Source organism: Sulfitobacter sp. F26169L, from assembly GCF_026410285.1.
Taxonomy (GTDB): Bacteria; Pseudomonadota; Alphaproteobacteria; order Rhodobacterales; family Rhodobacteraceae; genus Sulfitobacter.
The window spans coordinates 247,636-273,624 of sequence record NZ_JAPMLP010000005.1 but is presented as its reverse complement, the minus strand read 5'-3'; the positions used below and the strand labels follow the sequence as shown (position 1 = coordinate 273,624).

At 58.0% G+C, this 25,989-nt stretch carries 21 protein-coding genes and 1 tRNA gene; 5 read left to right on the top strand and 17 right to left on the bottom strand.

From position 1 onward, the window contains the following. Positions 1 to 743 precede the first annotated feature (743 nt). The 4 genes from OS189_RS13480 to OS189_RS13465 all read right to left on the bottom strand — a co-directional run bounded on the left by OS189_RS13480 (position 744) and on the right by OS189_RS13465 (position 3,880). Positions 744 to 818, bottom strand: a tRNA-Gln gene (locus OS189_RS13480). A 75-nt stretch (positions 819 to 893) separates the two neighbouring features. Beyond that, positions 894 to 2,219, bottom strand: a complete 1,326-nt coding sequence (locus tag OS189_RS13475; protein ID WP_267167842.1) for a mechanosensitive ion channel family protein — start codon at positions 2,217 to 2,219, stop codon at positions 894 to 896. A gap of 74 nt (positions 2,220 to 2,293) precedes the next feature. Then, on the bottom strand, positions 2,294 to 3,283 hold the full coding sequence (locus tag OS189_RS13470) for an NADPH:quinone reductase (protein ID WP_267167841.1): 990 nt from the start codon (positions 3,281 to 3,283) through the stop codon (positions 2,294 to 2,296). A gap of 63 nt (positions 3,284 to 3,346) precedes the next feature. Next, positions 3,347 to 3,880: an SH3 domain-containing protein gene (locus tag OS189_RS13465; RefSeq protein ID WP_267167840.1), complete on the bottom strand. Its 534-nt coding sequence runs from the start codon at positions 3,878 to 3,880 to the stop codon at positions 3,347 to 3,349. A 127-nt stretch (positions 3,881 to 4,007) separates the two neighbouring features. On the opposite strand from OS189_RS13465, the gene OS189_RS13460 reads away from it, so the two are divergent. The 5 genes from OS189_RS13460 to OS189_RS13440 all read left to right on the top strand — a co-directional run bounded on the left by OS189_RS13460 (position 4,008) and on the right by OS189_RS13440 (position 11,401). Beyond that, entirely contained in the window at positions 4,008 to 4,994 is a 987-nt protein-coding gene (locus tag OS189_RS13460) for a 2-hydroxyacid dehydrogenase (RefSeq protein ID WP_267167839.1), read from the top strand. Positions 4,995 to 5,066: 72 nt separating this feature from the next. Continuing rightward, entirely contained in the window at positions 5,067 to 6,845 is a 1,779-nt protein-coding gene (ggt, locus tag OS189_RS13455) for a gamma-glutamyltransferase (protein WP_267167838.1), read from the top strand. Between the two features lie 2 nt (positions 6,846 to 6,847). Further along, entirely contained in the window at positions 6,848 to 8,248 is a 1,401-nt protein-coding gene (locus OS189_RS13450; RefSeq protein WP_267167837.1) for an FAD-binding oxidoreductase, read from the top strand. A 203-nt stretch (positions 8,249 to 8,451) separates the two neighbouring features. Continuing rightward, entirely contained in the window at positions 8,452 to 10,944 is a 2,493-nt protein-coding gene (locus OS189_RS13445) for a GcvT family protein (protein ID WP_267167836.1), read from the top strand. Further along, positions 10,931 to 11,401, top strand: coding sequence for a hypothetical protein (locus tag OS189_RS13440; RefSeq protein WP_267167835.1), 471 nt, complete (start codon positions 10,931 to 10,933; stop codon positions 11,399 to 11,401). Before OS189_RS13445 ends, OS189_RS13440 begins: the two co-directional genes overlap by 14 nt. 1 nt (position 11,402) lies before the next feature. On the opposite strand, the gene OS189_RS13435 is transcribed toward OS189_RS13440, so the two are convergent. The 13 genes from OS189_RS13435 to xdhA all read right to left on the bottom strand — a co-directional run bounded on the left by OS189_RS13435 (position 11,403) and on the right by xdhA (position 25,919). Continuing rightward, positions 11,403 to 12,194 (bottom strand): glycoside hydrolase family 25 protein, encoded by a 792-nt coding sequence (locus tag OS189_RS13435; RefSeq protein ID WP_267167834.1) that lies wholly within the window; start codon positions 12,192 to 12,194, stop codon positions 11,403 to 11,405. After that, positions 12,191 to 12,844 carry a DUF938 domain-containing protein gene (locus OS189_RS13430; protein ID WP_267167833.1) on the bottom strand — a complete coding sequence of 218 codons (654 nt, stop codon included), beginning with the start codon at positions 12,842 to 12,844 and terminating at the stop codon, positions 12,191 to 12,193. Before OS189_RS13430 ends, OS189_RS13435 begins: the two co-directional genes overlap by 4 nt. Beyond that, entirely contained in the window at positions 12,841 to 13,914 is a 1,074-nt protein-coding gene (locus tag OS189_RS13425; RefSeq protein ID WP_267167832.1) for an NAD(P)/FAD-dependent oxidoreductase, read from the bottom strand. Before OS189_RS13425 ends, OS189_RS13430 begins: the two co-directional genes overlap by 4 nt. Then, the gene (locus OS189_RS13420; RefSeq protein WP_267167831.1) at positions 13,911 to 14,846 is read right to left on the bottom strand and encodes an aldo/keto reductase; all 936 of its coding nucleotides are present in this window, start codon (positions 14,844 to 14,846) and stop codon (positions 13,911 to 13,913) included. The genes OS189_RS13425 and OS189_RS13420 overlap by 4 nt, the downstream gene beginning before the upstream one ends. Before the next feature lie 48 nt (positions 14,847 to 14,894). After that, positions 14,895 to 15,503 (bottom strand): glutathione S-transferase family protein, encoded by a 609-nt coding sequence (locus OS189_RS13415; protein ID WP_267167830.1) that lies wholly within the window; start codon positions 15,501 to 15,503, stop codon positions 14,895 to 14,897. Between the two features lie 51 nt (positions 15,504 to 15,554). Further along, positions 15,555 to 16,472 (bottom strand): hypothetical protein, encoded by a 918-nt coding sequence (locus tag OS189_RS13410; protein ID WP_267167829.1) that lies wholly within the window; start codon positions 16,470 to 16,472, stop codon positions 15,555 to 15,557. Positions 16,473 to 16,665: 193 nt separating this feature from the next. Then, positions 16,666 to 17,745 carry a BMP family ABC transporter substrate-binding protein gene (locus tag OS189_RS13405; protein WP_267167828.1) on the bottom strand — a complete coding sequence of 360 codons (1,080 nt, stop codon included), beginning with the start codon at positions 17,743 to 17,745 and terminating at the stop codon, positions 16,666 to 16,668. Between the two features lie 48 nt (positions 17,746 to 17,793). After that, positions 17,794 to 18,714 carry an ABC transporter permease gene (locus OS189_RS13400; RefSeq protein WP_267167827.1) on the bottom strand — a complete coding sequence of 307 codons (921 nt, stop codon included), beginning with the start codon at positions 18,712 to 18,714 and terminating at the stop codon, positions 17,794 to 17,796. Then, on the bottom strand, positions 18,714 to 19,796 hold the full coding sequence (locus OS189_RS13395) for an ABC transporter permease (RefSeq protein ID WP_267167826.1): 1,083 nt from the start codon (positions 19,794 to 19,796) through the stop codon (positions 18,714 to 18,716). The genes OS189_RS13400 and OS189_RS13395 overlap by 1 nt, the downstream gene beginning before the upstream one ends. Positions 19,797 to 19,844: 48 nt before the next feature. Next, a complete protein-coding gene (locus OS189_RS13390; protein ID WP_267167825.1) occupies positions 19,845 to 21,362 on the bottom strand; it encodes an ABC transporter ATP-binding protein in 1,518 nt (505 codons plus the stop codon). After that, positions 21,359 to 22,120, bottom strand: a complete 762-nt coding sequence (gene xdhC, locus OS189_RS13385; RefSeq protein WP_267167824.1) for a xanthine dehydrogenase accessory protein XdhC — start codon at positions 22,118 to 22,120, stop codon at positions 21,359 to 21,361. The genes OS189_RS13390 and xdhC overlap by 4 nt, the downstream gene beginning before the upstream one ends. Then, complete coding sequence (gene xdhB, locus OS189_RS13380; RefSeq protein ID WP_267167823.1) at positions 22,117 to 24,531, bottom strand: xanthine dehydrogenase molybdopterin binding subunit; 2,415 nt, start codon at positions 24,529 to 24,531, stop codon at positions 22,117 to 22,119. The genes xdhC and xdhB overlap by 4 nt, the downstream gene beginning before the upstream one ends. Further along, positions 24,528 to 25,919: a xanthine dehydrogenase small subunit gene (gene xdhA / locus OS189_RS13375; protein ID WP_267167822.1), complete on the bottom strand. Its 1,392-nt coding sequence runs from the start codon at positions 25,917 to 25,919 to the stop codon at positions 24,528 to 24,530. The genes xdhB and xdhA overlap by 4 nt, the downstream gene beginning before the upstream one ends. Positions 25,920 to 25,989 lie beyond the last annotated feature (70 nt).

The following is a 25,989-nucleotide window of genomic DNA, read 5'->3' as shown; positions in this document are numbered from 1 at the left end:
CAACCACCCAGAACCTCAAAAAGTTAGCAAAGTTAGCTCCGAACCCAATTCGGGCCAACACCGCTCAGTAAAATCAAGGAGGGAACCATTCGCCCCGTGATACAGGGCCCAGAAAACCATGAGTTTTTCAACAGAATAGGCCGTCACTTTCCTCGCCAGCGCTGGATCGTTTGCGCGAGATCGGGACCTGCACTCCATCCCCAACCAGCACCGATAACCGTGAAGACTAGCGCTCCTGCAATCGCTCCAAAGATCCCGCCGACAATGCCAGTCCCGGCACCAACCATGAAACCGATAGCTGCGCCTAAAAGGCTGCCCAATACTCTTGATTTCATCTTTTCCTCGCACTTTTCTGAAACCTAGCGGCAATGTCCGCTGACGGGAAGCTGCATTGCAGAAATTGAACTGAGCGCAATGGCAGCTAAGGGCCGTGAGTGACGCATCAAAGATAGACTTAGCGATCCATGCGGTGTGAGAGCGCCTCCGCAGGCTCAATCGGTTGCCTAAAGGGCTCAGTGCGATTGAGGTATGTGATTGTCGTAAGCCTGCGCAATTTGCGCTGAGCGGGCGGTGCTCTGGTTCCGAGCGTGTAGATTATTAGAATTTCACGTCAGCGCGGCAGGAACCATGTAATCAATCAAGAATGGCTTTTCTGGCCCCAGACCCCAGTCTTGCCTGGTCAAGGTTTCAAGTTGGACCGGTTAGGTTCCAATTTTGGCCGAACATCAAACTGCGGGGTTTTGTGGCTGGGATGGTAGGATTCGAACCTACGGTACACTGTACCAAAAACAGTTGCCTTACCACTTGGCTACATCCCAACGTGCGCTGGTAGATAGGACGGGTTGGCACGGGGTGCAAGCCTTTATCTGCTATAAATGGACTGAAATTTGCAGTTATTCCTGATTGGCATTTTTGTGCAGCAGATCAGGGTTCTCTTCGGTCCGTTCAAGCTCGACGATATGTTCGAGCTGTTTTTCTTCCAGCGCTTCGACGTCTTGTGGCGGCGATGGTGGCGTCTCTAAGCTGTGTTGCCGGGGGGGTTCCGGTAACTGATTGATATCACGTCCTAACTCAAGTCCCTCATGTAGCAGCCGATAGGCTGGCGCCTGCGCGCCAACGCCTGCGCTATCGTATGTGGCCTGTACCAGACGGATGGCTTCGGATCGGGCCAGGACGATACTGGTGTCGTGCTGGTCGATCCACGCTGCCATGCCCATATTGACCCAGCTATCACCAACCGATTCGATCCAAACAGATGCCTTTGGTGTCTTCAGAACGAATGGCAGCCCCTCCAATGTAGACAAAGCAAGAGATTGGGCCTTTGCCAGATCGGCCTCGGTTGCGACGCCAAGTTCAAAGGTGAAACGCCGTTCGGCGTTGCGTGAAAAATTGACAATACGGCTTTTGAAAACGGTCGAGTTGGGGATGCGAATCTGGTTACCATCAAAGCTGAGCAGTATCGTTGCCCGCGACGTCAGCCGGATAACCTTGCCGGTATCGCCTTCGATTTCGACAGTGTCGTTGGGGCGGAACGGCTGGCGGATCGAGAGCATGATAGAGGCGATAAAGTTCTCAACGGTGTCGCGCACGGCGAAACCGATGGCCAGTCCGACAATACCCGCAGCGCCCAGAATACCGGACAGAAGTGCAGTGGCATTGATAATGTCGAGGGCTACAATCAACCCGCCAACGACAAAGACCAGCCGGAAAATTTGGCGATAAATATCGGCTATAAAGGCGTTCGGGGCGAGGCGGTTCCATGGCTGTTCACGCCGCGCGAGAACAAAGCCGATCAAGACAATCAGCGCAAACAGCGATATTGCAATCAATGCAAGCGGCGTGAACGCGAGCAACTGCTTGCCACGTGTAAAGAACCTTTCGACTGCGGGATTAAGCCGTTGCACCACATCTGTGGTTTCCGTGACTTCGTTCTTTATTGCGACAACACCTTCAACGCGACCGACCAATTCATTCAGGCGCTGGGCTGTTGGTGTGTCCAAGGTATGGCCGCGCAACGTGACGATTCCTGAACTGACCGTTACGGTGATGTCGTCGAAACCATCCAGTTCCTTAAGAATGGCGCGAATACGCGTCGCGATTGCGCCATCCTGTGTGGCGCTGTCGGTAACGGTGATGGTGCCCGAAGGCTGGTCAGCGGTTTGGGCCTGCACACCGGCAACGGGCAAAAGCAGACACAGTACTAGAGCAATAAGGCGCATATAAATCTCTGGAACAATATCGGTAAATATCGCCCAAGCTTAGGCGCGCCGATGACGGTATGCAAATGGCGAGATCAGCTGCAATCAAGCAATACTGCGCCGGCGCGCCCGCCCGCCAGAACGGTATCGTGTGCCGCCGCACATTCCGAAAGGGGGAAAACCTGCGCGACGGGGCACTGCAGTGCCCCATCCGTCAAAGCGCGGTGAAGCATTTCGATCCGTGCGCGCCGCGCGGCCAAGGGCAGCAGATAGATCAGGATGATATCCAGTGTGACCGCTTTGAACAGCAGGGGGCCGAAAGGCAAACTGGGGTTCATATCGATTTGTGAGCCATAGGCAGCGATCACACCGTTGCTTTTGATCGCTTCCGTGTTCATCCCGACATTGGCCCCGAACTCTACTTCGGCGATCCGGTCCACAGGGTTGCCTTCATTGGCGGCCAGAATATCGGAAGCCAGCGTTTGCGCGCTGTAATCCAGCACCGTGTGCGCGCCCGCAGATTTTACACGCGCCATGTCGCGCGCGCTACAGGTGGCGATTACCTTTGCACCGCCCCAGACTGCCAGTTGTACGGCCAGATAGCCGACAGTCCCACCACCACCTGAAACCAGAATGGTCTGACCTTTCACATCACCGCCGCCGAATATCGCCTCTGCTGCAGTCAGGCCCGGAATGCCGAGTGTCGCACCTGTCTCGAAGCTGATGTCGTCGGGTAAGTCGACCGCCTGTTCGGCGGGCAGCGTGATATGGGTGGAGGCGGTGCCAAACGGGCGCTGCCACTGGCCGTTCCAGATCCAGACGCGATTGCCGATCCGGTCGGGGTTTACGCCTGTGCCAACCGCCTCGATCACGCCCGCACCGTCACTGTGGGGAATCACTTTGGGGAATGCGGGTTTCAGCACACCGGGGCGTGATCCGGCGCGGGCCTTGATGTCTGACGGGTTCACACCGGAAAATGCCAGACGCACTGTCACTTCGCCGCTTGCAGGGGCGGGGGTTTCGAATGATGCAATGTTCAGGACATCGGCGGCTTTGCCGAAGCGGTCGTAGAATACGGATTTCATGGCATTGGTCCTCTGGATCAGGCGTGATGTGCCCAGCATGGTCCAACGGCTACGCGCGTGCAATCAGTCAAACGTCTCGCTCGGGCGTACCCCCCACAGGCGTGCCTTCGGAGCCCAGCCCTTGAAACCGCCGGATCGCAGCAGGCACCACTCTCCGCCACATTCGCTGACACGGGCAACCACCCCCATTTCCAGCGCGGCCATCACAGGTGCATTGGGGTCCGGGCGGGCGTGAAGGGTCAGCATGTCTTTTTCAACCAGAACGGTGCGGGTGCCGGACAAGAGTGAATAATGCACCCAGCCGCCCATGCCGTCACGGTCTTCGACACGGCGCCAGTGGCCGTGTTCGGCGGTGATGCGCAGGGGCATATCACGGCGTTTGAACACCCAGTCGATTCGGTGCGTCAGTGAGGGGCCCCGCCGCACGTTGCCTTCGGATGCTTTCATTGACACAAACCGCGGGATCGGCCGGTTTGTAACCTTGCCTGTTTCCTCACCCGTGTCTGCAATGGCAGGGGTGACAAAGCTTGCTGTCAGGATCAGGGCGCAGGCGCCAAGAAGCCCTGCACCGAATTTGCGCAATTTCGTCTTATACATGATGTGCTGCCTGCACTGTTTTTATTGTTTTCGTCTTGCTCAAGCTGCGCGAGGTTCTTGTGCCTCGTCGCTGCTTGGGTCACCATGCATGCAATTGATACGCAACGCCAAGTCCGGAGAATGAATTATGCCCAAACAACAACTGAGTGTTGTAGTCACGCGACGGTTGCCGGAGGTTGTGGAAACGCGACTGGCCGAATTGTTTGATGTACGCCTGCGTGAAACCGACGCACCGATGACGCGTCAGGAATTGACCGAGGCGGTCAAATCCTGCGATGTGTTGGTGCCGACAATCACAGACCATATCGACAACGCGCTGATTTCCCAAGCGGGTCCACGCCTGAAGCTGATTGCCAACTACGGTGCAGGGGTCGATCACATTGATGTGGCCACCGCGCGCCAGCAGGGTGTGCTGGTTTCCAACACGCCCGGCGTGCTGACCGAGGATACCGCCGATATGACAATGGCCCTGTTGCTTGCGGTGACCCGGCGGATGCCCGAAGGCATGGCCCAGATGCAAAAAGGGCTCTGGGACGGTTGGGCACCCAATGCCTTGTTGGGCGGGCGCATTTCAGGCCGCCGTCTGGGAATTCTGGGAATGGGGCGTATCGGGCAGGCTGTGGCGCAGCGCGCTTCGGCGTTCGGGATGCAGATCCACTATCACAACCGCCGTCGTCTGCGCAGCGAAACCGAAGAAAAGCTGCAAGCGACCTATTGGGAAAGTCTGGACCAGATGGTCGCACGGATGGATGTAATATCGGTCAATTGTCCGCATACTCCGTCGACATTCCACCTGATGAACGCGCGGCGGCTCAAGTTGATGAAACCTGATGCGGTGATTGTGAACACCTCCCGCGGTGAGGTGATCGACGAAAACGCGCTGACACGCATGTTGCGCGCCGGAGAGCTGAAAGGTGCGGGGCTGGATGTGTACGAGCATGGCACCGAGATCAATCCGCGCCTGCGCGAACTGGATAACGTGGTTCTGTTGCCGCATATGGGGTCCGCCACACTGGAAGGACGAATTGATATGGGGGAGAAGGTTATCATCAATATCAAAACATTTGATGACGGTCACCGTCCGCCGGATCAGGTTGTGCCGTCAATGCTCTGAGATCTGTCCTTGGTGCGTGCCGAGGATTTCGAAGGGGTTAAGTGAAAAAATGAAAATTGGCGGGAGGTGGCGATGCGTGCAGCGATACTAGGAATTCTTTTAGCAGTGGCCGGAAGTGTGAACGCAGAGCAGGCTGCGGATGCTGTCGCGCCCGAAGTTGCCAGCGTGGGTCCATTCCAGAGCCTTTCTGATGATATTACCGAAGCGCTGCGTGCCAAGGAGGCAGGAGAACCCGTAGACGCTGACACATGGATGGTTGCTGCGGCTAATCCTTATGCGGTGAAGGCTGGCGCGGATGTTCTGGCCGCCGGTGGTACAGCCGCGGACGCGCTGGTGGCCGTGCAGGTAATGCTGGGGTTGGTGGAGCCGCAAAGCTCAGGCCTCGGGGGGGGTGCGTTTCTAGTTTGGTATGATGCACAGCGTGGCGAATTGGCTACTTTTGACGGGCGTGAAACCGCGCCTTTGGCTGTAACGCCGCAGTTGTTTCAGGACGCAAATGGTGAACCGCTAAAGTTCTTTGATGCTGTGGTTGGCGGGCGATCTGTAGGGACACCGGGCACGCCTGCGTTGTTGGCGCAAGTGCACAAGCGGTACGGAACGCAGGAATGGGCCGGTTTGCTGGCTCCAGCGATAGAACTGGCAGAGCGCGGTTTTCCTGTCAGCCCGCGATTGGCGCAACTGGTTGCAGCGGATGCTGAAAGACTGGGAAGTTCCGACATAACTGCGGCCTATTTCATGCCGGCCGGTCGCCCGATTGCGGCGGGAGCAACACTGGTGAACAAGCCGTATGCGCAGACTCTAAAGATTTTGGCCGAGGAAGGCGTGGGTGCATTTTATGCTGGCGATCTGGCAAAAACCATTGTGGCTACAGTTCAGGGAGCCGAGGGCAATCCCGGTGTTTTGTCCGAAGTTGATCTGGCAATCTACCGCGTGAAGGAACGCCCTGCCGTTTGTGCAAGTTACCGCGCGCATGATATTTGCGGCATGGGCCCGCCTTCTTCGGGGGCGATTGCTGTGGGACAGACACTGGGCATGCTGGAAGGATATGACCTGAGCGCGGGACCGCAGGATGTGAACGTCCGCCGTTTGATGGGGGATGCGGCGCGTCTGGCCTTTGCGGACCGTGGCCGATATGTGGCCGATAGTGATTATGTGCCGGTACCTGTGCAAGGGCTGCTGGACCCTGCGTATCTGGCAGAACGCGCGAGGCTGTTGGCTGGTGATGATGCATTGCCGGAGGTATCGGCGGGCAAGCCCGAATTTGACCATGCGTTGAATTGGGCGGACGGAGAGGCAATCGAACTGCCCTCGACCTCACATATCTCGATCGTCGATGCGGCGGGCAATGTCGCCTCAATGACCACAACCATCGAGAACGGTTTTGGCAGCCGTTTGATGGTGGGTGGCTTTCTTCTGAACAACGAGTTGACAGATTTTTCATTCCGCACCCATCGCGACGGCGTACCGGTGGCGAACCGCGTCGAGCCGGGCAAGAGGCCGCGATCATCGATGTCGCCGACAATTGTGATGAAAGATGGCGCGCCAGTCATCGTCGCTGGCTCGCCGGGGGGCAGCCGGATCATCGGATACACAACCCAGGCGATCATAGCGATGATTGACTGGGGGCTTGATCCGCAGGCTGCAGCGGCACTGCCGCATGCTGTTAACCGTTTTGGCACGTATGACCTTGAGGCTGGCACCGACGCCGAAGCGATGACTCAAGGGTTGGAGGCATCGGGCTATGAAACAAATGTACGCGACCTGACTTCGGGTCTGCATCTGATCGCAATCGGTGAAACCTTGCAGGGTGGTGCCGACCCGCGCCGCGAAGGTATCGTTTTAGGGGAATAACAATGGTTCAGGCAGTAGCACTTGCACGCAATGAGGAGGGGATATCTGCGGCACTGGGGATCCTCAAACAGCAATTCGGCGAGCGGTTTCACACCGGCGCGTCGATCCGTGAGCAACACGCACACACAACCACATGGATCGTAAACCAGCCGCCTGACGGGGTCGTCTTTGCCAGATCGACCCAAGAAGTGGCGGATGTGGTCAAGGTCTGTGCGGCGCATAAGGTGCCGATTATTCCGTTTGGGACCGGTACGTCGCTTGAGGGGCATGTCAATGCGCCTGCGGGCGGGATCAGCATAGATGTGAGTGAGATGGACAAGGTGCTGGAAGTCAACGCGGGTGATCTGGATTGCCGTGTTCAGCCCGGCGTCACGCGTATGGCGCTGAATACCCATCTGCGCGATCAGGGGCTGTTCTTTCCCATCGATCCGGGCGCGGACGCGAGTATTGGGGGTATGGCGGCCACGCGTGCGTCCGGCACCAATGCGGTGCGGTACGGTACGATGAAAGACAATGTGCTGAGCGTTGAGGCAGTGATGCCCGACGGCAAGATCATTCGCACCGCCAGCCGCGCTCGGAAATCCTCGGCTGGATATGATCTGACACGGCTTTTGGTCGGGTCGGAAGGGACGCTGGGGATCATCACCGAAATTACCTTGCGGCTGCAGGGAATACCCGAAGCGATATCTGCGGCGAGTTGTTCTTTCCCCACTGTCGCGGCAGCCTGTGAAACGGTGATGGCGGTGATCCAGTACGGTCTGCCGGTTGCGCGGATCGAATTGCTGGATGCCTTGGTCGTCAAGGCGGTGAACAGCTACTCCAAGCTTGAGTTGCCCGAAACGCCCTTGCTGCTGCTCGAGTTCCACGGATCAGAAGCCGGTGTGGCCGAGCAGGCGGAAACCTTTGGCGTATTGGCCGAGGAGTTCGGCGGCACCGGATATACCGCGACAACATCAGCGGAGGAGCGCACCAAGCTGTGGCAGGCGCGCCATGATGCGTATTGGGCGATGCTGGCGTTGCGAAAAGGATGTAAAGCGGTTGCAACAGATGTCTGCGTGCCGATCTCGAAGCTGGCCGAAGCAGTAGGTGCGGCAAACGAAAAATCTGGCGAACTGGGCTTGGTAGCTCCAGTAGTTGGTCATGCAGGGGATGGAAATTTTCATGCGTCTGTATTGGTGGATATGGATGATCCGGAGGAAGTGGGCAGAGCGGAGCGCTTTGTCAGCTGGCTGAATGACCGTGCGATTGCGCTGGGCGGAACATGTACCGGAGAGCATGGGATAGGACAGGGCAAGCGCCCCTATCTGGTGAAGGAGTTGGGGGGCGCTGTAGATGTGATGGCATCTATAAAACGCGCGCTGGACCCAGATGATATAATGAATCCCGGAAAAATTTTGCCGTGATGGACCAGTCTGGTGTTGGTCGGGGCGCTGCCCCGTCCTGCCCTTCGGGCAGGACTCCCCGGGATATTTCTAGCCAAAAGAAATAGAGTGTAGCAGGTGATTTTCGCAAGGTCGGTTTTCTGCGCTGTCCGGTCGCGGGTTGGCGTTGGAAATTGGTGTCGGGCGCTAAAACAGGGCAGCATCGTGAAAAAGGGAATCGGGACATGAAAACGCAAGTCAAAGCATTGGTTGTAGGTGGCGGCGCTGTCGGAACATCGATTGCCTATCATCTGGCCCGCGCGGGTTGGGATGATGTTGTGCTGTTGGAGCGCGACGAACTGACATCAGGTTCAACGTGGCATGCGGCGGGATTGCTGCCCTATTTCAACATGTCTTTTGCGACGACGCATATTCACGACTATTCTATCAAGTTCTACAAGACGCTTGAGGAAGAGACAGGGCTAAATGCGGGCTTTGCTGTGGTGGGCAACCTGCGTATGGCGCAGACGCAGGAGCGGATGGACGAGTATATGCTGTATGCGTCCACAGCCGAGACATGTGGTGTGCCGTATCAGTGGATGACGCCGGAGGAGATCAAGGCGAAATGGCCGCTGATCCGTACAGAGGATTTGAAGGGCGCGATTTACCATCACACGGATGGTTATATCAACCCAGCTGACGTGACCATGGCGATGGCCAAAGGCGCGCGACAGCGCGGTGTGACGATCGAACGCAAATGGCAGGCGGATGCATTTCATTGGAACGGAGACGCGTGGGAGGTAACTGTCACCAAGATGGTCGAAAAGGGGGGGAATCTGGTGCCTTCTGACGAGCAGGTTGTGATCACGGCCGAGCACGTTGTGACCGCATCAGGCAACCATGCACAGCGCACCGCGCAAATGTTGGGTATCAAGATACCTGCAATCCCTGTCGAGCATCAGTTTATTGTGATGGATCAGGATCCAGAACTGGTAAAATTCCGCGGAGAAGGCAACGTCGAGCATCCGGTAATCCGTGACGCTGATGCACAATCTTACGTTCGTGAGGAACGGGGCGGCTGGATTTTGGGGGTATATGAAAAAGATGCGCCCGCGCGGTTTGAGTACGGTGTGCCTGACAGTTTCCGCGCCGATCTGTTCCAGCTTGATCTGGAGCGGATCGAGGATCAGTACATGGCGATGAACCACCGCATTCCGTCCTGTGAGGATTGCGGTCTGAAGGATGATTTTAACGGCCCGATTTGCTACACACCTGACGGGAACCCGTTGGTCGGTCCTGCGCCCGGATTGCGCAATATGTGGCTGGCCGAGGGATTTTCGTTCGGGATCACGGCAGCGGGCGGGACGGGATATTACCTTGCCCAGATGATGGTTGAAGGTGAGGCCGAGATCGACATGGCTTCGCTCGATCCCAAACGCTATGGCGACTGGATGACAACAGAGTTTGCTGCGCGTAAGAATGAAGAAGCGTACGAGCATGTGTATATCCTGCACCACCCGGATGAGGAGCGTCCCGCGGCGCGCCCGCTGCGCACATCGCCAGCTTATGACCGTCAAGCCGCGCGTGGCGCACAATTTGGCTGGGTCAACGGCTGGGAGCGGCCTAATTATTACGCGCCAGAGGGGTTTGACGACCACGCATCGCGTAGTTTCCGGCGGGGCGGTTGGTGGCAGTATGCCGTTGACGAGGCAAAGGCCATCCGCGAGGGTGTCGGCCTGATTGATGCAACTGCATTCACCAAACATGTTGTCAAAGGCCCCGGTGCAACAGCGTTTCTGGATTGGTTTACCTGCAACAAGCTTCCCAGCGTGGGCCGTATAAACCTGACCTATGCACTAACCGGTGCGGGAACCACGCGCACGGAATATACCATCGTGCGGCTGGGACAGGATGAATATTATCTGGTGAGTGCGGGTGCATGGACCGCCTATGACAGTGACTATCTGCGTAAAGCCATTGAGGATAAAGCGCCCGAATTCGGCTATATCGAATGTCAGGACGTGACCACACAATGGGGTGTTTTTGCGATCGCCGGTCCGAAATCGCGCGATGTGCTGAACGAAGTCGTCAAGGACGCAAATCCGGAAACTGTATTGAGCAACAAGCGTTTTCCCTGGCTTACGATGCGCAACATCGAACTGGGCATGGTGCCGGTGCGTGCGATCCGCGTGGCGTATACCGGCGAGCTTGGCTGGGAGTTGCACCATCCGATTGAAATGCAGAACCACCTGTTTGATCTGCTTGAAAAAGCGGGTGAAAAGCACGGTATGAAACTGGTCGGTGCGCGCGCGCAAAACTGGCTGCGACAGGAGAAATCCTATCGCGCGTTCGGGACAGAGCTGGGCCGGGATGCGACACCACTTGAGGCGGACCTGCCGCGCTTTGTTGATATGAACAAGGATTTTCACGGCAAACAGGCGATGGCGGATCACGGTATCAACGCCAAATGCGTGACGCTGCTGATCGACGGGCCGGACGATGCGGACCCTTGGGGGCGTGAAGCGCTATATCATGGCGATACGCGCGTCGGGCGTCTGACATCCGGCGGGTATTCGGTGGCATTCGATAAATCGATCGGCATGGGCTATGTCGCGCCGGAAGTGGCAGTGGTGGGCACCAAGCTGAAGGTCAAGATGTTTGACCAGCTGTGGGACGCCGAGATTGTCGAAGACAGCCCGTATGACCCGAAGAACACGACCATCCGTGTGGACGGCTAAACGGATCACCGCTGCCGTGGTGGTTTTCATCGCGGCAGTCTTTGCCTTGGGGGTTGCGCTTTCGCCGCCCCGTGCAACGACTGTAGCGGTGATCTGGGACCGCGCGGATGCGGTGCGCGCGGCACTGGGTGTATCGCAGTCAGCGGATGCAACCGTAACAATTGTTTTGCTAAACAGTTGGAACAGTCTGCGCCATCTGCCCGACATTGCGGAACTGTGTTGGGATGCGTGTTACGAACGCGCTGCCGCCCAGATCACCCTGACGCAAATGCGGTTTGGTGCAACCCGCAAGGTGGTGATTTTTCATCTGCCGGATTTTAATAGAAACCTTGACTGTCTGGTCGCCCGCGCGGGAGACGAGCTTGTCTCTCTGCGCGCTCACTTTCCGTCTTGCGATATCAGTGCGGCGCGCTTGCCTGTCTGGATATTACCCATGGGGTTGGGCCGTATTTCCTGATCTATTTTGCGGCGCGCGCGGCCAGCCACGCGCTCCATTCTGTGCGGCTACCGGAAAATGCGTTTAAATCGACTTCTCCCGCGATCCCGTCAATTAGCCCTGTGGCGGAGTATTGCCAAAAGCGCCAGCTTTGCTGCGGGAACGCTTCGCGAGGAGTTTTTGCAGTCGTGCGCAGCCAGTATTCATAGCCCTTGAAGCTGGCAAGCTTGTTTTCTTTATAGAACCGCGGTGTCGTGTAGATGATCGGACGCTGGCCATAATGTGCCTCGACAATGCGTAGCCAGCGGCGCATTTCATCTTGTACCACGCTCGCTTCGGGGCGGCGGTGGGCGCAGGTGGGGGAAAACGGGTTCCATTCCATATCCAGCACCGGTGGCAACATGCCTTTGGAACGCGGTACGTTACGGATAAACCAGCGCGCCTGAACTTCCGGCGTGGTGCAGAAATAATAGAAGTGATATGCGCCCCGCGCCACACCGGCATTGCCCGCTCCGCGCCAGTGATTGTTAAAAGCCGGGTCCAGCAGATCACCACCTTCGGTTGCTTTGATGAACGCAAAGTTCACGCCGTTGCGCCGTGCCTGTGCCCAGTTGATGCTTTTCTGAAAGCGGGCAGCATCAATGCCGTGTACGGGAAAACGCGCTGGCCGCTGGCCTTTGAACTCCACCGGATCGGCATCCTGGAAATTCGGGGCAACAGGTTCGCCCAGTGGAATTGCCTTGCCGCCACCACCGCTGCCACAGGCAGCAATCAGGGCAGTGAGCATCAGGGCGAGTGTCGTGCGCAGGATCATGAAATCTCCGGTCTGGCAATGAAGGCGAGGTTGTTTGCAGGCATGTCGCTTGTCACGGTATCGCCCAGCCCTGCCTGTGTCAGCATTTGAATCACCCATCCGTCGTCTTTGTATCCGATATCTGGATCAGCCGCGCGCAGTTCGCTGTCAAACACCGCATCCGCATCAGAGATCAGTTGCCCCGCACGCCTGAAGGGGCCGTAGATAACAAACACACCCGCAGGCGTAATCGCTTTTGCAGTTTCAATCAAAACCGCACTGGCTGCCTCATCTGTGATCAGGTGCAACAAGTTGCCCAGATAGATCAGATCATATGGTGTGTGCGTCGCGGCCCAGTCGGGGGTTGTTGCATCCAGCAGTCGGGCAGGGTGCAGATTGTCAAGGCTCGCGTCCTGCGCATAGGCATTTATGCTGTCGATGCGGTCTTGTGCGATTTCGCTCGGGTGCCAGTGAAGGCCCGGAATCGCCGCAGCAAGGGCGGTAATGTGCTGGCCCGTGCCGGACGCAATTTCAAGCGCACGACCGGACTGCGGTGCGACGCTGTCCAGACAGGCGACAATCGCTGGCGTATTGCGTATTGCCGACGGTGCGCAGAGCTTGGGGCCATCGCCTTTGTGCGCAATGCTGGCGCTGGGCGGCAGCCGTGTCACAGGTGCAACCTGTCGGGGCGCAACGCGGCCACAGCATCCGCGTCGAGTGCGGGCGCCCGTCCCGTCACCAGATCCGCGACCAGCATCGACGCTGCCGGTGAGGTTTGAAAACCGTAGCCGCCTTGCCCTGCGCACCAGACAAACTCCGGCACATCCGGATCACGGCCCAGCACAAGCGTGCGGTCACGGGTAAAACTGCGCAGGCCCGCCCATGTGGCGATCGGGCGGGTAAGGGGGGCGGTGACCATCTGCTGGTAACGGTCCAGCCCTTCTGCCAGCGTCATATCATCGGCAAAGGCGTCGTGGGGGTGGGTGGCAACTTCCTCTGCGGGAGAGATCAGAAGCGCGCCTGCATCGGGTTTGGCATACCAGCTTTCGGCGGTGCCAAAAAACATTGGCCAACGGCTGGTGTCATGGGCGTCAGGTGCCGCAATCCGCGCCATAGAGCGGCGGTGCGGAACAATGCCAATAGGCGTGACACCGGCGATCCCCGCAATCAGGTCGGCCCAGGCACCGGCGGCGTTTACCAGCGTGGGCGCAGTGTAATCCGCGCCGGCGCTTACGTGCCAACCATGGGCATCCTGCCGGATACCTGTCACCACAGCATCGGTGATCACCTGCCCGCCATTGCCACGCAGCGTGCGGATGAAATCCTGCATCAACCTGTCTGTATCGATGTCAAAGGCATCGGCGTGATACCCCGCCAGCCCGACTTGGGCAGGGTCCAGCACAGGCACCATTTCAATAGCCTCGGTGGGTGAAATCTGCTGTACACCCATCTGCACAACGTCGGTCTGGAATGCCTCTGCATCATCGGCTTGCGCCACAATCAGCAGGCCGCGCTGCGTAAGGTATCCGCCTTGCTCGAAATACGCCATGCTTGCACGGTTAAGCGCCTGTACAGACGGCGCGCCGTAATTCTCCTCGATCAGCGCAGCGGATCTGCCTGAGGCGTGATACCCGGTGGCACTTTCCATCTCCAGCACAGTCACTTTGGCCTCAGTTGAAAGGCGCGCGGCGGCGGACAGTCCGGCGATGCCACCACCGATGATGATAATATCGTCGCTCATTGCTCTTCTGCCCTGTCGGTTGCGGGGGGTGGTGCGGGGACCAGCGCTGCCAGTTCTGCGTAGAGTGCCGGGGAAATTGTATATTCCATCGCAGCAAGGGACGGGGCAAGCTGCTCTGCCGATCTGGCAGAAATAATGGGGGTTGGTGCGGTTTCATGCGCTGCGGCCCACGCCACAGCTATGGTTGCAGGATGCACACCCTCACGCGCGGCAATGTCGGCCAGTTTCGCGGCGGCGCTGTGCATGTGATCAAATCCGTAACGCGCGGCATAGCGGTCATCCTCGCTTAGCCGCCCCGTGCCGCCTTTGGCATATTTACCCGTCAGCAATCCGCCGCCCAGCGGAGAGTAGGGCGCGCAGAGCATACCCAAGTCTTGCGCCATGGGCAGAATTTCGACCTCCGCCTGCCGCTTGACCACGTTATACATCGGCTGGATCACCGCGATTGAAAGGTCGAACTTTGCAGCAATATGGGCGGCCTTGACCGCCTGCCACGCGGCGAAGTTCGATATGCCGATGGCGCGAATGATGCCCTTTGACTTGAGATCGGCAAAGGTTTCGAAACTGCTGTGCATGTCCGTCGCGGGATCAAACCGGTGCAGGTACAGCACGTCAAGGGTATCAAGATCCATGCGCTTGCGCGAGGTATCGGCAGACGCGCGGATGTTTTCAGGGGTGGCACCGCCGGAATACGCAGCCTTGGTTGCGATGATCAGGCGCTCGCGGTGCGGTTTGACCATCTCGCCCAGATAGGTTTCCGACGCGCCATCTGTATAGACATGGGCGGTGTCGAAATGGGTGATACCCGCCGCAAGAGATGCGTCGAACATCGCTTGGGACGCGGCGCGGTCTGCCCTGCCGCCAAATTGCATGGTGCCAAAGGCAAGGCGGCTCGCAGGGGTGCCATCAAGGCTAGTGAGAATATGTGTCATCCGCTTTTGGTGCCATTGCAAACCAGCCTTGGCAATGGCTGTGATCGTTCACACCCCACCTTTCTCTACAGCACGTTGGTACGCAGGCCGCGCCTCTATCATGTCCACAAACGCGGCGAGTTTTGGATAGGCCGCGCGACGGTCCAGCCGCATGGCAATCTGGGCAGGAAAACTGAGCATGATATCTGCGGCGGACAGTTCATCCAGCACAAAATGCCCCGACGGGCGCAGCGCCGATTCCATATACGAAAAGTGATTGTCCAGTTCCGACTGGATGCGCGGATGCAGCGGCGCACCTGCCTCGCCCAGACGGCTGACATAGAGGTTCAGCAAGACCGGAGTCATCGCTGATCCTTCCGCAAAATGCATTAACTCCAAATGGCGCAGATGGGCGGGCGTGCCCGCCGACGGGATCATCCGGGGCGCAAATTTTGCGCAAAGAACCTCGGTAATCGCCCCGCTTTCGCAGATCGTCTCGCCGTCCATTTCGATGACCGGCGATTTGCCCAGTGGATGCACCTTTAACAGCTCGGGCGGCGCGAGATTGGTTTTTGCATCCCTTTCATGCCGGATGAAATCATAAGGCGCGCCAATCTCCTCCAGCAGCCAGAGAATGCGCAGCGAGCGGGACCTGTTCAGGTGATGCAATGTAATCATCGGATCAGCTTACCCGTATTGCGGACCGCAAGAAAGCCGCAGCGACAGAAGCTAGTCTTTTATCTGCGGCAAACGGTTGATCCGGACCTTTCCACCTGCGCCAGAACCCGCGCCAAGATTGCAGCCTTCCTTTTCATTTTCGGTCAGGAAAAATTGCACCTCTGTTTCATTTGCAATCGTGATCGCGTTGACTTCCACATTCATCGGGCATCCCTGAACACTGCCAAAAGACGTTTGTCCCCCGTACCACTGCTGATCCTTGTGAAGCGGATAGCGCCGTTCGCGAATAACGGTTCCCTGCGCATACCGCTCTTTCGCCCACCACAGGCGAAACCGCTCAAAAAGCTGTGAAAGGCTCTCTTCGGATACCCGTGCAAAACGGTTTGTCTTCAGATTACAGGTCCTCAACGGGGCCGGGCCTTTGTATCCCTTGCGGATGGAAACCTTGATCTTGAACAGCTTGTTACCCGCAAACCATGTCTGTTCCGTATCCGGGGTGTTGTAGGAAACCCTTTCATCGCCCTTCGGGGTCAGGCCGGTTTCATCCATATTCTGATGCAGGGCCACAGTCGCATAACACCGCGCCAGCATATCATCCCACATTTCGAAATAGTTTGGCCGAGATGCTGTGGGTGCGATTGTTTGATTATCGCTGCGCTGCATCGGGGCGCTGACCGGTTCGGGGTCGGGGACATCACCCGTGGCTGCACGCATGGCATCTGCAAAACTGGCAGACGCCACCGCGATTTCGTCCGACACTTCCGGAACTGGCAGGTCTGGCGCGGCGGCCTTGAACAGATCTTCGTTAAACGCAGCTCGGGCGTCGGCGACGACAGCAGGATCCAGCGGCGGCGTTACGATCCGGCGTGTTGAGACATCCGGTTCATGTGGCATGAAGATAGAAGCCAACAAAAGAGCGGATAGGACCGCGAAACACCCCGAAACCAGCCCTGCAAAATATCGTGTCATCATCATGCCTGTTATCTTACGCTGGCGATGATAATCGACAAACAATACGGCAAAAGTCTGAAGGCGAGAGGGCCGTGGGTTGGCATTGCGTCCCATCGCGGCAAAGTCCACTGCCCCGAAAAGATGATTGCAGAGCAAAATAAAAGGCCCCGCCGGGTGGCAGGGCCAATTCTGGGATCAAGGAATTTCAAGCTTATAGCGGGATGTCGCCTTCGATGCCTTCAACATAAAAATTCATGCCGGCCAGTGTGCCATCATCGGCGGTTTCGCCTTCCGCTAAAAATACGGACCCGTCTTGCTTGTTCAGCGGGCCGGTAAACGCGTGATAGGACCCGTCCGCCAGTGAGTCTTTCAATGCAAGCGCTTCGGCCTTCACATCCGCAGGCACCGCATCAGAAATTTCACCGATGCCAACCATGCCGGCGCCGATGCCGTCCCAGGTGTTGCCTGATGTCCAGGTGCCATCCATGACGGCCTGTGTGCGGGCGATGTAGTAGGGTGCCCAATCATCGATGATCGAGGATACGCGCGGCAACGGCGCGTACTGGCTCATGTCGGATGCCTGACCGAATGTAATCACATTGCCTGCTTCCTGTGCGGCAGCCTGTGGCGCTGTTGAATCGGTGTGCTGCAAGACAACGTCCGCGCCCTGTTCGATCAGAACCTTGGCAGCGTCTGCTTCTTTTGCGGGATCAAACCACGTGTAGGCCCAGACAATCTTGAACTGAACATCAGGGTTCACCTTGCGCGCATGAATAAACGCAGAGTTGATGCCGCGGATCACTTCGGGGATCGGATAGGACCCGATATAGCCCACGATGTTGGATTTTGTCATCTTGCCTGCGATGTGGCCCTGAATGGCGCGGCCTTCGTAAAAGCGCGCAGAATAGGTGCTGACATTCTCGGCCTGCTTGTATCCTGTCGCGTGCTCGAACTTCACATTCGGGAATTTCTTGGCCACGTTGATGGTCGGGTCCATATAGCCGAACGAGGTTGTAAAGATCAGATCGGCACCGTCCAGCGCCATCTGTGTCATCACACGCTCACTGTCGGGGCCTTCGGCTACGCTCTCGACATAGACAGTTTCGACTTTGTCGCCGAATTTTTCTTCTACAGCCAGACGCGCCTGGTTGTGCTCATACGTCCAGCCGCCATCGCCCACAGGGCCGACAAATACAAATCCGACTTTGGTTTTTTCCTGATCGTCGGCATAGGCGCCCGTGGCAAGGCCCACTGCAAGCGCTGCGCCGGTCAGCAGTTTGGTGAATTTCATCTTAGAGTTCTCCCCGGTTGGTCTTTTCCGCTGGTTGCGGTTGTTGCCTCAGGACGAGGCGTGGAAAATGCGTCCCAGTGATCCCGGTGCGGCGCTTTTTGAGCGCGACAGAAACACCAGCACCACAATTGTGATAACGTAAGGCGACATTGCCAGATATTCGACAGGAATGGCAACGCCTGCACCTTGCAGATTCAGCTGTAATTGTACCAGCCCGCCAAAGAGATATGCCCCCAGCAACAGGCGGAACGGTTTCCATGAGGCAAACACAACCAGTGCGAGTGCAATCCACCCCACACCGGCGGTCATCCCTTCGGTCCATTGCGGGACACGGATCAGACTGATGTAGGCCCCGCCCACCCCGGCACATGCGCCCCCAAACATGATCGCGAGTGTGCGGATACGCTTGACCTTGAACCCCAGCGCGTGCGCCGCATCGTGGTTTTCACCAACAGCGCGCAGCACCAGCCCCGCGCGGGTAAACTTCAACACCGCCCAGACACAGGCAACCAATGCCAGACCAAGGTAGACAATAATATCATGGCTCAGAAATACAGGCCCAATCACGGGAATCTCCGCCAAAGGGCCAAAGTTCATGTCGGCCATGCGGGGCGGTTTCACTCCGACATAGCTCTGCCCCAGCAGGGCCGAAAAGCCCAGACCGAACAGCGTCAGCGCCAGCCCTGATGCCACCTGATTGGCAAGCATCACCTGCGTCAAAAACGCAAACAGCAGGCTCAGCACCGCGCCACCGATTGCGGCCGCGCCAAAGCCCAACAGCGGCGAACCCGTTTCAACTGCCACCGCGAAACCGCAGATCGCACCGATGATCATCATGCCCTCAACGCCAAGGTTCAGCACACCGGTCCTTTCTACGACCAGTTCGCCAATTGCGGCAAAGATCAACGGGGTGGCAGCGACAAAGAAACCCGCGACAAAAAGAATTGGATTGATTGCGGATAAATCCATCACACCACCTCTGCACGGCCAAAGCGCAGCCGGTAATTTGTGAACAAATCAAAGGCCAACAGGAAAAACAGCAGCATCCCCTGAAAAACCTGAATAGCCGCCGCAGGCAATCCCAGTTTGGATTGCGCAATATCGCCACCGATGTAGGTCAACGCCATCAACCCGCCGGCCAGCAAGATGCCGACAGGATGCAACCGCCCCAGAAAGGCAACGATGATCGCCGTAAATCCGTAGCCTACGTTGAAATCAATCGTGACCTGCCCGGCGGGGCCAGACACTTCGAACATACCCGCAAGGCCAGCCAACAGACCGGAAGTGCCGAGGCAAAACAGAACCAGCCGCGCGGGATTTACCCCCGAAAATGCCGCCGCGCGCGGTGCATCTCCGGTTACCCGAATGGCAAACCCCAATCTGTGCCGCGCCATCAGCACATATGCGAAAATAACTGCAATAAATGCCGCAACAACACCCCAGTGCATACCCGAGCCCGTAATCAGATCGGCGTTGTGAGCGCTTGCGTACTGTTGCAAATTACGCGAGCCGGGAAACCCCATGCCTTCGGGGCTTCGCATCAGTCCCAGTGACATAGATGCCAGAAACTGTTCTGCAACATATACCAGCATAAGCGAAACCAGTATTTCGTTGGTGCCGAACCTCACCTTGAGAATGGCCGGTATCATCGCCCACAGCCATCCCCCCAAAGCACCGGCAAGCACCATCAGCGGAAAGATCAGCGCGCTTTCAGCCGGATAAAACGCAAGCCCGACACCCGCCCCGAACAGGGCACCCATAATGTACTGCCCCTCCGCGCCGATGTTCCATATCCCTGCCTTGAACCCAAGGCTCAGGCCAATGGCAATCAACACCAGTGGCGCGCCCTTGATGAGCAGTTGCGGGCGGTAGAAAAAGGCAAACTCGCCAAACACCGGCTCCCAGAAGATCGTCTTGATTGCTAATAACGGATCCTTGCCCAATATCGCAAACAACAGCCCACCGAAAACCATCGTCGCAAGGACAGCCAGTACGGGGGCCGCCAGCGAAAACACGCGGCTCGGCTCGGGGCGTTTTACCAATGCAATCACGCGCCGCCGCCCTTCATCATTTCTCCTGTAGACTTAAATTTCGCGCTCTTAGACATGCGCAACCTCCATACCGTGTGCGCCACCCATCATCAGACCTATTTCTTCAACCGTAATGCCCTGCGCGGGGCGTGGCACCGATAGGCGTCCCTCATTCAGGGCGGCGAAACGGTCTGAAATTTCCATCAACTCGTCCAGATCCTGACTGATCACCACAAGTGCCGCACCGTTTTGCGCCAGATCCAGCAGCGCCTGACGGATCGCCGCCGCCGCAGATGCATCCACACCCCAGGTAGGCTGGTTCACCACGAACACATCCGGCTTTTGCAAAACTTCGCGACCGATGACAAACTTTTGCAGGTTTCCGCCCGACAGGGATCGCGCAGCGGCGGTGGGGCCGGGTGTGCGCACATCAAACCGTTCGATAATGCGTTCGGCAAACCGTGTCGCGGCTGGCCAGTCAAGAAACCCGCGTTTCTCCAGACCTTCGCGCGCCGCACCTGTCAGCATGGCATTTTCCGTAAGGGTCATATCGGGCGCTGCGGCATGGCCCATGCGTTCTTCAGGGGCGCTCAGTAATCCGCGCTGTCGCCGCGCGGTTGGCCCCAGTGGGCCGATGTCTTCGCCTTTATAGCTGATCATACCTTGTGCGACAGGACGCTCGCCCGACAGCGCGGCCAGTAGTTCATCCTGTCCGTTACCAGCGACACCGCCAATGCCCAGCACTTCACCCGCCCGCAGTTCCAGCGAGATTTCTTTAAGTGACATGCCAAAGGCATTTGGCGCAGGCGCGCTAAGACCGGTCAGGCCCAGCACAACATCACCAGCCGTCTGACCCGCGCGCGTGGGTGCCTGAAGCAATTTTCCAACCATCATTTCCGCCATTTCGCTGGCAGTGGTTTCGCGTGGCGTGCAATGCCCCACAACCTTGCCCAACCGTAAAATGGTGGCGCTGTCGCACAGGGTGCGGATTTCTTCCAGCTTGTGCGAGATATACAAAATCGCGGTTCCCTCGGCGCTCAACTTGCGCAGGGTTTTGAACAGAATATCCACCTCTTGGGGGGTCAGAACAGAGGTCGGCTCGTCCATGATCAACAGCTTGGGCTCTTGCAACAGACAGCGGATGATCTCGACACGCTGGCGCTCGCCCGCGGATAAATCCCCGACAATCCGGTCGGGCGACAGGGGCAGGCCGTAGGTTTCCGAAACCGCACTGATCTGCGCGGAAAGGGCGCTCAGCTTGGGAGCATTCTCCATCCCCAAGGCAATGTTCTCCGCCACGCTCATCGCGTCAAACAGCGAAAAATGCTGGAACACCATCCCGACACCGGCAGCACGCGCCGCGCGCGGTTCTGCGGGTGCGTAATTCTGGCCGTTCATCCGCATCTGTCCGCTGTCGGGCTTCACCAGACCATAGATCATTTTGACCAAGGTCGATTTGCCCGCGCCGTTTTCACCCAGCAGCGCATGGACTTCACCCGCTGCGATGCTCAGTGATACATCACTGTTTGCCACCACACCGGGATAGGCTTTTGTAAGCGATGTGAGAGACAGCAGCGGTTCAGTCATGCGGAAACCTTGGTTCTTGTTGCGTTGAGCAGAGCATTCACAGTGCCATGTGCAATCTGATGGGGGGCTTTGCCAAGTGTTTTATCGCCGATGGGGCAGGTAATGGCAGACGGGTCGAGGCCCATGGCGCGCAATCTTTTGCTAAACCTTACCCGTTTCGTCTCCGATCCGATCAGCCCGATACCCGCCGCACCGCGCCGCAGCAGCGCCGCGCAAAGCGCCAGATCAATATCGTGAGAATAGGTGAACACAAGATGCCACGCATCAGAGGGCGCATTTGCGCCAAGACGGGGCATATTCAGGGTAGGCATCTGTGTGACGTGATCGGGTGTCGTATCGGGAAATCGCTCTGGCGCGCTGTCAATCCAAGTGATGTCGAAGGCCTGCGCCGGACAGCTTTTTATCACTGCGCGCCCCACATGCCCTGCGCCCCATATCCAAAGCGGGCAGATTGTATGATCCGGTGCTAACACATGGGGCGCGAATGCGGGTTCATCCGTTTGGGCCACATCTACACCGTAGTGCAGGCTGACCGCACCGCCGCAGCACTGCCCCAATCCGGGGCCGAGGGGAATGGTTTCGGTATGATCTGTCTGGCCCGCTGCCAGCAGCCTGCGTGCGGTCGCGATTGCGCGGTATTCCAGCGCGCCGCCGCCTATTGTGCCTGTACAATCGGTCGCAGTCACGCGCATGGCAGTCCCCGCATCACGCGGAGCAGACCCGCGGGTGCGGGTGACCCTGACGTAGATGGCATTCATTCTGCCGCCCCGTTGCGGGTTCTGGTGATCGCGGCCAGCACGGCCTCTGCCGTCGCTGGTGTTTGCAGATCGCCATATGCAGGCCCGCAGGCGGCTACAGCATCGGCAAGCGCTGACCACGCCGAAACCCCCAACATTAACGGCGGCTCTCCCACCGCTTTTGAGCGGTACACCGTTTTTGCGGGATTGGGCTGGTCCCAAAGGGCAACATTGAACACATCAGGACGGTCAGACACTGCGGGGATTTTGTAGGTTGCAGGCGCGCGGGTTTTCAGCACGCCCTTGTCGTCCCACACCAGTTCCTCGGTGGTGAGCCAGCCTGCACCCTGCACATAGCCGCCTTCAATCTGGCCGATATCCAGCGCGGGGTTCAGCGACTGGCCTGCATCATGCAGGATGTCTGCGCGCAAGATACGGTTTTCGCCAGTGAGAGTATCAATCACCACTTCTGTCACGGCAGCGCCGTAGGCGAAGTAGAAGAATGGCCTTCCCTTACCTTTGATACGGTCCCACTGGATGTCGGGGGTTTTGTAAAATCCTGTCGCCGACAGGCTGACCCGCGCAAGATAGCTGCTCTGCGCGGCCTCGGCAAAGGTCAGGGTTTCAGCGCCTGCAAAAACATGCCCCTCCGCAAAGCGGATGTCTTCTGTGGCGCATTGGTGAACCTGCGCAAGATGGCTTGCCATACGCTTGCGTATGGTTTCGCAGGCGTTCACCACGGCCATGCCGTTCAGATCGGTCCCCGAACTGGCCGCAGTGGCCGAGGTGTTGGGCACCTTGGCCGTGTCGGTTGCCGTGATTTTGATCTGTTCCAGCGGTACGCCAAATTCGGACGCGGCGACCTGCGCAACTTTCTGGAACAAGCCCTGACCCATCTCTGTGCCGCCGTGGTTAAGGTGGATAGAGCCGTCCTGATACACATGCACCAGCGCACCCGCCTGATTGAGGTGGGTAAGTGTAAACGAAATCCCGAACTTGACAGGGGTCAACGCGATGCCGCGTTTCAGGATCGGCTGCTGCGCATTCCAACGCGCGATTTCCTCACGTCTTTGCGCATATGCGGCACTGTCGGCAAGGCGTGTTACCAGCGCGTTAATGATGCAGTCACTTACGGGTTGGTGATAAGGAGTGGTTTGCAGACTGTCGGGGTTTGGCGGTACGTCGCTTGCTTGCGAAACCTGTGCCTGCGCGCCCCGACTTGTAGCGTCGGTGTGATCATCGTCGGGCAGGGAAGGCGGTGCTGTGTCCACACTGGCTGTACGGGTGATGCTGTCGCGGTAGAAATTGACGCGCCGTACCTCAAGCGGGTCAAGCCCGAGATGCGCGGCGATGTGATCCATCACCCGTTCGATCCCGACAACACCTTGTGGTCCGCCAAATCCGCGAAAGGCGGTTGCGCTTTGCGTATTGGTTTTCAGACGGTGCGAGGTGATCCGCGCATGATCCAGATTGTAGGCGTTATCTGCGTGCAGCATGGCGCGGTCGGCCACCGGCAGGCTAAGGTCCATCGCCCAGCCGCAGCGTGCGTAATGGGTGAAATCAACCGCCTTCAGAACGCCATCGGCGTCAAACCCTACATCATATTCGATGCGGAAATCATGGCGTTTGCCGGTGATGACCATATCATCATCACGGTCATAGCGCATCTTGCAGGGCCGCCCCGTGGCGCGGGCAGCCACTGCGCAGGCAACAGCCAGCGCGTTGCCCTGACTTTCCTTACCGCCAAATCCGCCCCCCATGCGCCGTGTTTCGACACGTACGGCATGCATCGGAAGGCCAATCGCTTCGGCGACCTTGTGCTGTATTTCGGTGGGGTGCTGGGTCGAGCTCTGGATCAGCATTTCCCCGTCCTCTCCCGGAAGGGCGAGGGCGGCTTGCCCCTCCAGATAAAAATGCTCCTGTCCGCCGATCTCTATCTTGCCACTTAGGCGGTGGGGCGCGTTTTTCAGTGCGGCGGGGGCATCGCCTTTTGCATAAATGCGCGGACCTTCCTCAAAGCGGCTGTTGGCGGCCATGGCTTGATCGATCGTAAGGATAGGTGTTTCCGCGTCGGTTTCGACTTCTGCCAGACGCGCGGCTTTTCGTGCCGCAAGGTGGCTGTTGGCGATAACCACAAACAATGGCTGGCCCACGTAGTGTACGCTGCCATCCGCCAGCAATGGTTCGTCGTGGTTGGAGGGGGATACATCGTTGGCAAAGGGCAGATCAGCAGATGTCAGAACCGCAACGACATCTGCCGCTGCGCGCACTGCCGACAGATCCATCCGCGTAATTTTCCCACGGGCCAGTGTGCTAAGACCGAAGGCAAGATGCAGCGTCCCCGCGGGAGTCGCGATATCATCGACGTAGCGTGCAGCGCCTGTAACGTGCAGGTGTGCGGCGTCATGGGGCAGGGGTTTTGTAACACTCATGCGCGAACCTCGTGAATGTTGGTCTGCGACCCTGTGATCGTATGATAGGCGCGCAGCAGCATATTTTGCGCAGCCTCCATCCGGTAGCCGGAAGAGGCGCGCATGTCTGTCAGCGGTTTGAAATCGACGGCCAGTGCTTTCATCGCGGTTTCAATTGTGTCTTGCGAGACAGGCTGCCCCGAAAGGGCGGCCTCGGCGGCCGTTGCGCGGGCGGGCGTACCGGCCATCCCGCCAAAAGCAAGCCTGACCGCACCGAATGTGTCGTTCTCCACAGGCAGGTTCAGACACCCGCACACGGCGGAAATATCCTGATCGAACCGTTTGGACAGCTTATAGCAATAAAGCGCGTCTTCCTGATCGGGGATGGTAATGGCCTCTACAAATTCGCCCTTCTGACGGTCTTGCTTGCCGTAGGCGACAAAGAAATCCTCAAGCGGCATGGAGCGGCGTGTCTCTCCTTTGCGCAGATGCAAAGTGGCGCCCAGAGCGATCATCGCCGGACTGCCATCACCGATGGGCGAGCCATTGGCGATATTTCCGCCCAGTGTAGCCGCGGCGCGCACTTGAGCAGAGCCGTATCGGCGCAGCATCACACCGAGGCTGGGAAAACGGGGCGCAAGGCTGCGCTCAACCTGCGCGATGGTCGCCATCGCCCCGATGCGCCATCCCTCTGGAGTTTTAGAAACGCCGCCCAGATCACGGCATTGCGATAGAAATATTACCTGACCAAGATCGCGCAATTGCTTTGTCACCCACAGACCCACATCCGTTGCCCCCGCTATAAGCGTAGCTTCGGGGTGGGCTGTATAAATTTCTGCAAGCTCATCAGAGTTTTCGGGATGGAAGTGATCCGCAGGCGCTGTCGCCGCAGCGTTTGCAGTTTTAGGTGGGAAACGAAGATCGGGGTGCGGCAGGTATGGCGGGGCGTCGACACCTTCTGCGGCGATAGCGGCGCGGATGATTGGCGCATATCCGGTGCAGCGGCAGAGATTTCCGGCAAGCGCTGTGTCGTGATCGGTGTCACCGTTCAAATGTGCGGTGGCCATGCTCATCACAAAGCCAGGGGTGCAAAATCCGCATTGGCTACCGTGGTGTTCGATCATTGCGGTCTGCACAGGGTGCAGCGTTCCGTCCGGTGCGGTGAGCCCCTCGACAGTTGTAACGTGTTTGCCGTGCAGTTGTGGCAGGAACAGGATGCAGGCATTAAGCGGTGCGGCGCCCAGTGTATCGGTAACCATAACGGTACATGCGCCGCAGTCGCCCTCGTTGCAGCCTTCTTTGGTGCCGGTCAGGGCGCGTTCTTCGCGCAGCCAGTCGAGGAGTGTTTTTGTTGGCGGGGGATCGTTGAGTGTGACGGGTGAGCCGTTAAGCGAAAAAGTGACGTACATGGGGAAAACCCCGCCGCGGTACCAAGATGTAACCTGTGCATGTTCGATGCGGCGTAGAACATACAAGTGT

Coding starts and splice junctions, on each gene's coding strand:
- OS189_RS13435 (WP_267167834.1), bottom strand. CDS start 12,194: ATGATCCTGCGCACGACACTCGCCCTGATGCTCACTGCCCTGATTGCT.
- ggt (WP_267167838.1), top strand. CDS start 5,067: ATGCGTGCAGCGATACTAGGAATTCTTTTAGCAGTGGCCGGAAGTGTG.
- OS189_RS13420 (WP_267167831.1), bottom strand. CDS start 14,846: ATGACACATATTCTCACTAGCCTTGATGGCACCCCTGCGAGCCGCCTT.
- OS189_RS13465 (WP_267167840.1), bottom strand. CDS start 3,880: ATGTATAAGACGAAATTGCGCAAATTCGGTGCAGGGCTTCTTGGCGCC.
- OS189_RS13445 (WP_267167836.1), top strand. CDS start 8,452: ATGAAAACGCAAGTCAAAGCATTGGTTGTAGGTGGCGGCGCTGTCGGA.
- OS189_RS13475 (WP_267167842.1), bottom strand. CDS start 2,219: ATGCGCCTTATTGCTCTAGTACTGTGTCTGCTTTTGCCCGTTGCCGGT.
- OS189_RS13460 (WP_267167839.1), top strand. CDS start 4,008: ATGCCCAAACAACAACTGAGTGTTGTAGTCACGCGACGGTTGCCGGAG.
- OS189_RS13390 (WP_267167825.1), bottom strand. CDS start 21,362: ATGACTGAACCGCTGCTGTCTCTCACATCGCTTACAAAAGCCTATCCC.
- OS189_RS13450 (WP_267167837.1), top strand. CDS start 6,848: ATGGTTCAGGCAGTAGCACTTGCACGCAATGAGGAGGGGATATCTGCG.
- OS189_RS13400 (WP_267167827.1), bottom strand. CDS start 18,714: ATGGATTTATCCGCAATCAATCCAATTCTTTTTGTCGCGGGTTTCTTT.
- OS189_RS13470 (WP_267167841.1), bottom strand. CDS start 3,283: ATGAAATCCGTATTCTACGACCGCTTCGGCAAAGCCGCCGATGTCCTG.
- OS189_RS13425 (WP_267167832.1), bottom strand. CDS start 13,914: ATGAGCGACGATATTATCATCATCGGTGGTGGCATCGCCGGACTGTCC.
- OS189_RS13405 (WP_267167828.1), bottom strand. CDS start 17,745: ATGAAATTCACCAAACTGCTGACCGGCGCAGCGCTTGCAGTGGGCCTT.
- xdhA (WP_267167822.1), bottom strand. CDS start 25,919: ATGTACGTCACTTTTTCGCTTAACGGCTCACCCGTCACACTCAACGAT.
- xdhB (WP_267167823.1), bottom strand. CDS start 24,531: ATGAGTGTTACAAAACCCCTGCCCCATGACGCCGCACACCTGCACGTT.
- OS189_RS13415 (WP_267167830.1), bottom strand. CDS start 15,503: ATGATTACATTGCATCACCTGAACAGGTCCCGCTCGCTGCGCATTCTC.
- xdhC (WP_267167824.1), bottom strand. CDS start 22,120: ATGAATGCCATCTACGTCAGGGTCACCCGCACCCGCGGGTCTGCTCCG.
- OS189_RS13410 (WP_267167829.1), bottom strand. CDS start 16,472: ATGACACGATATTTTGCAGGGCTGGTTTCGGGGTGTTTCGCGGTCCTA.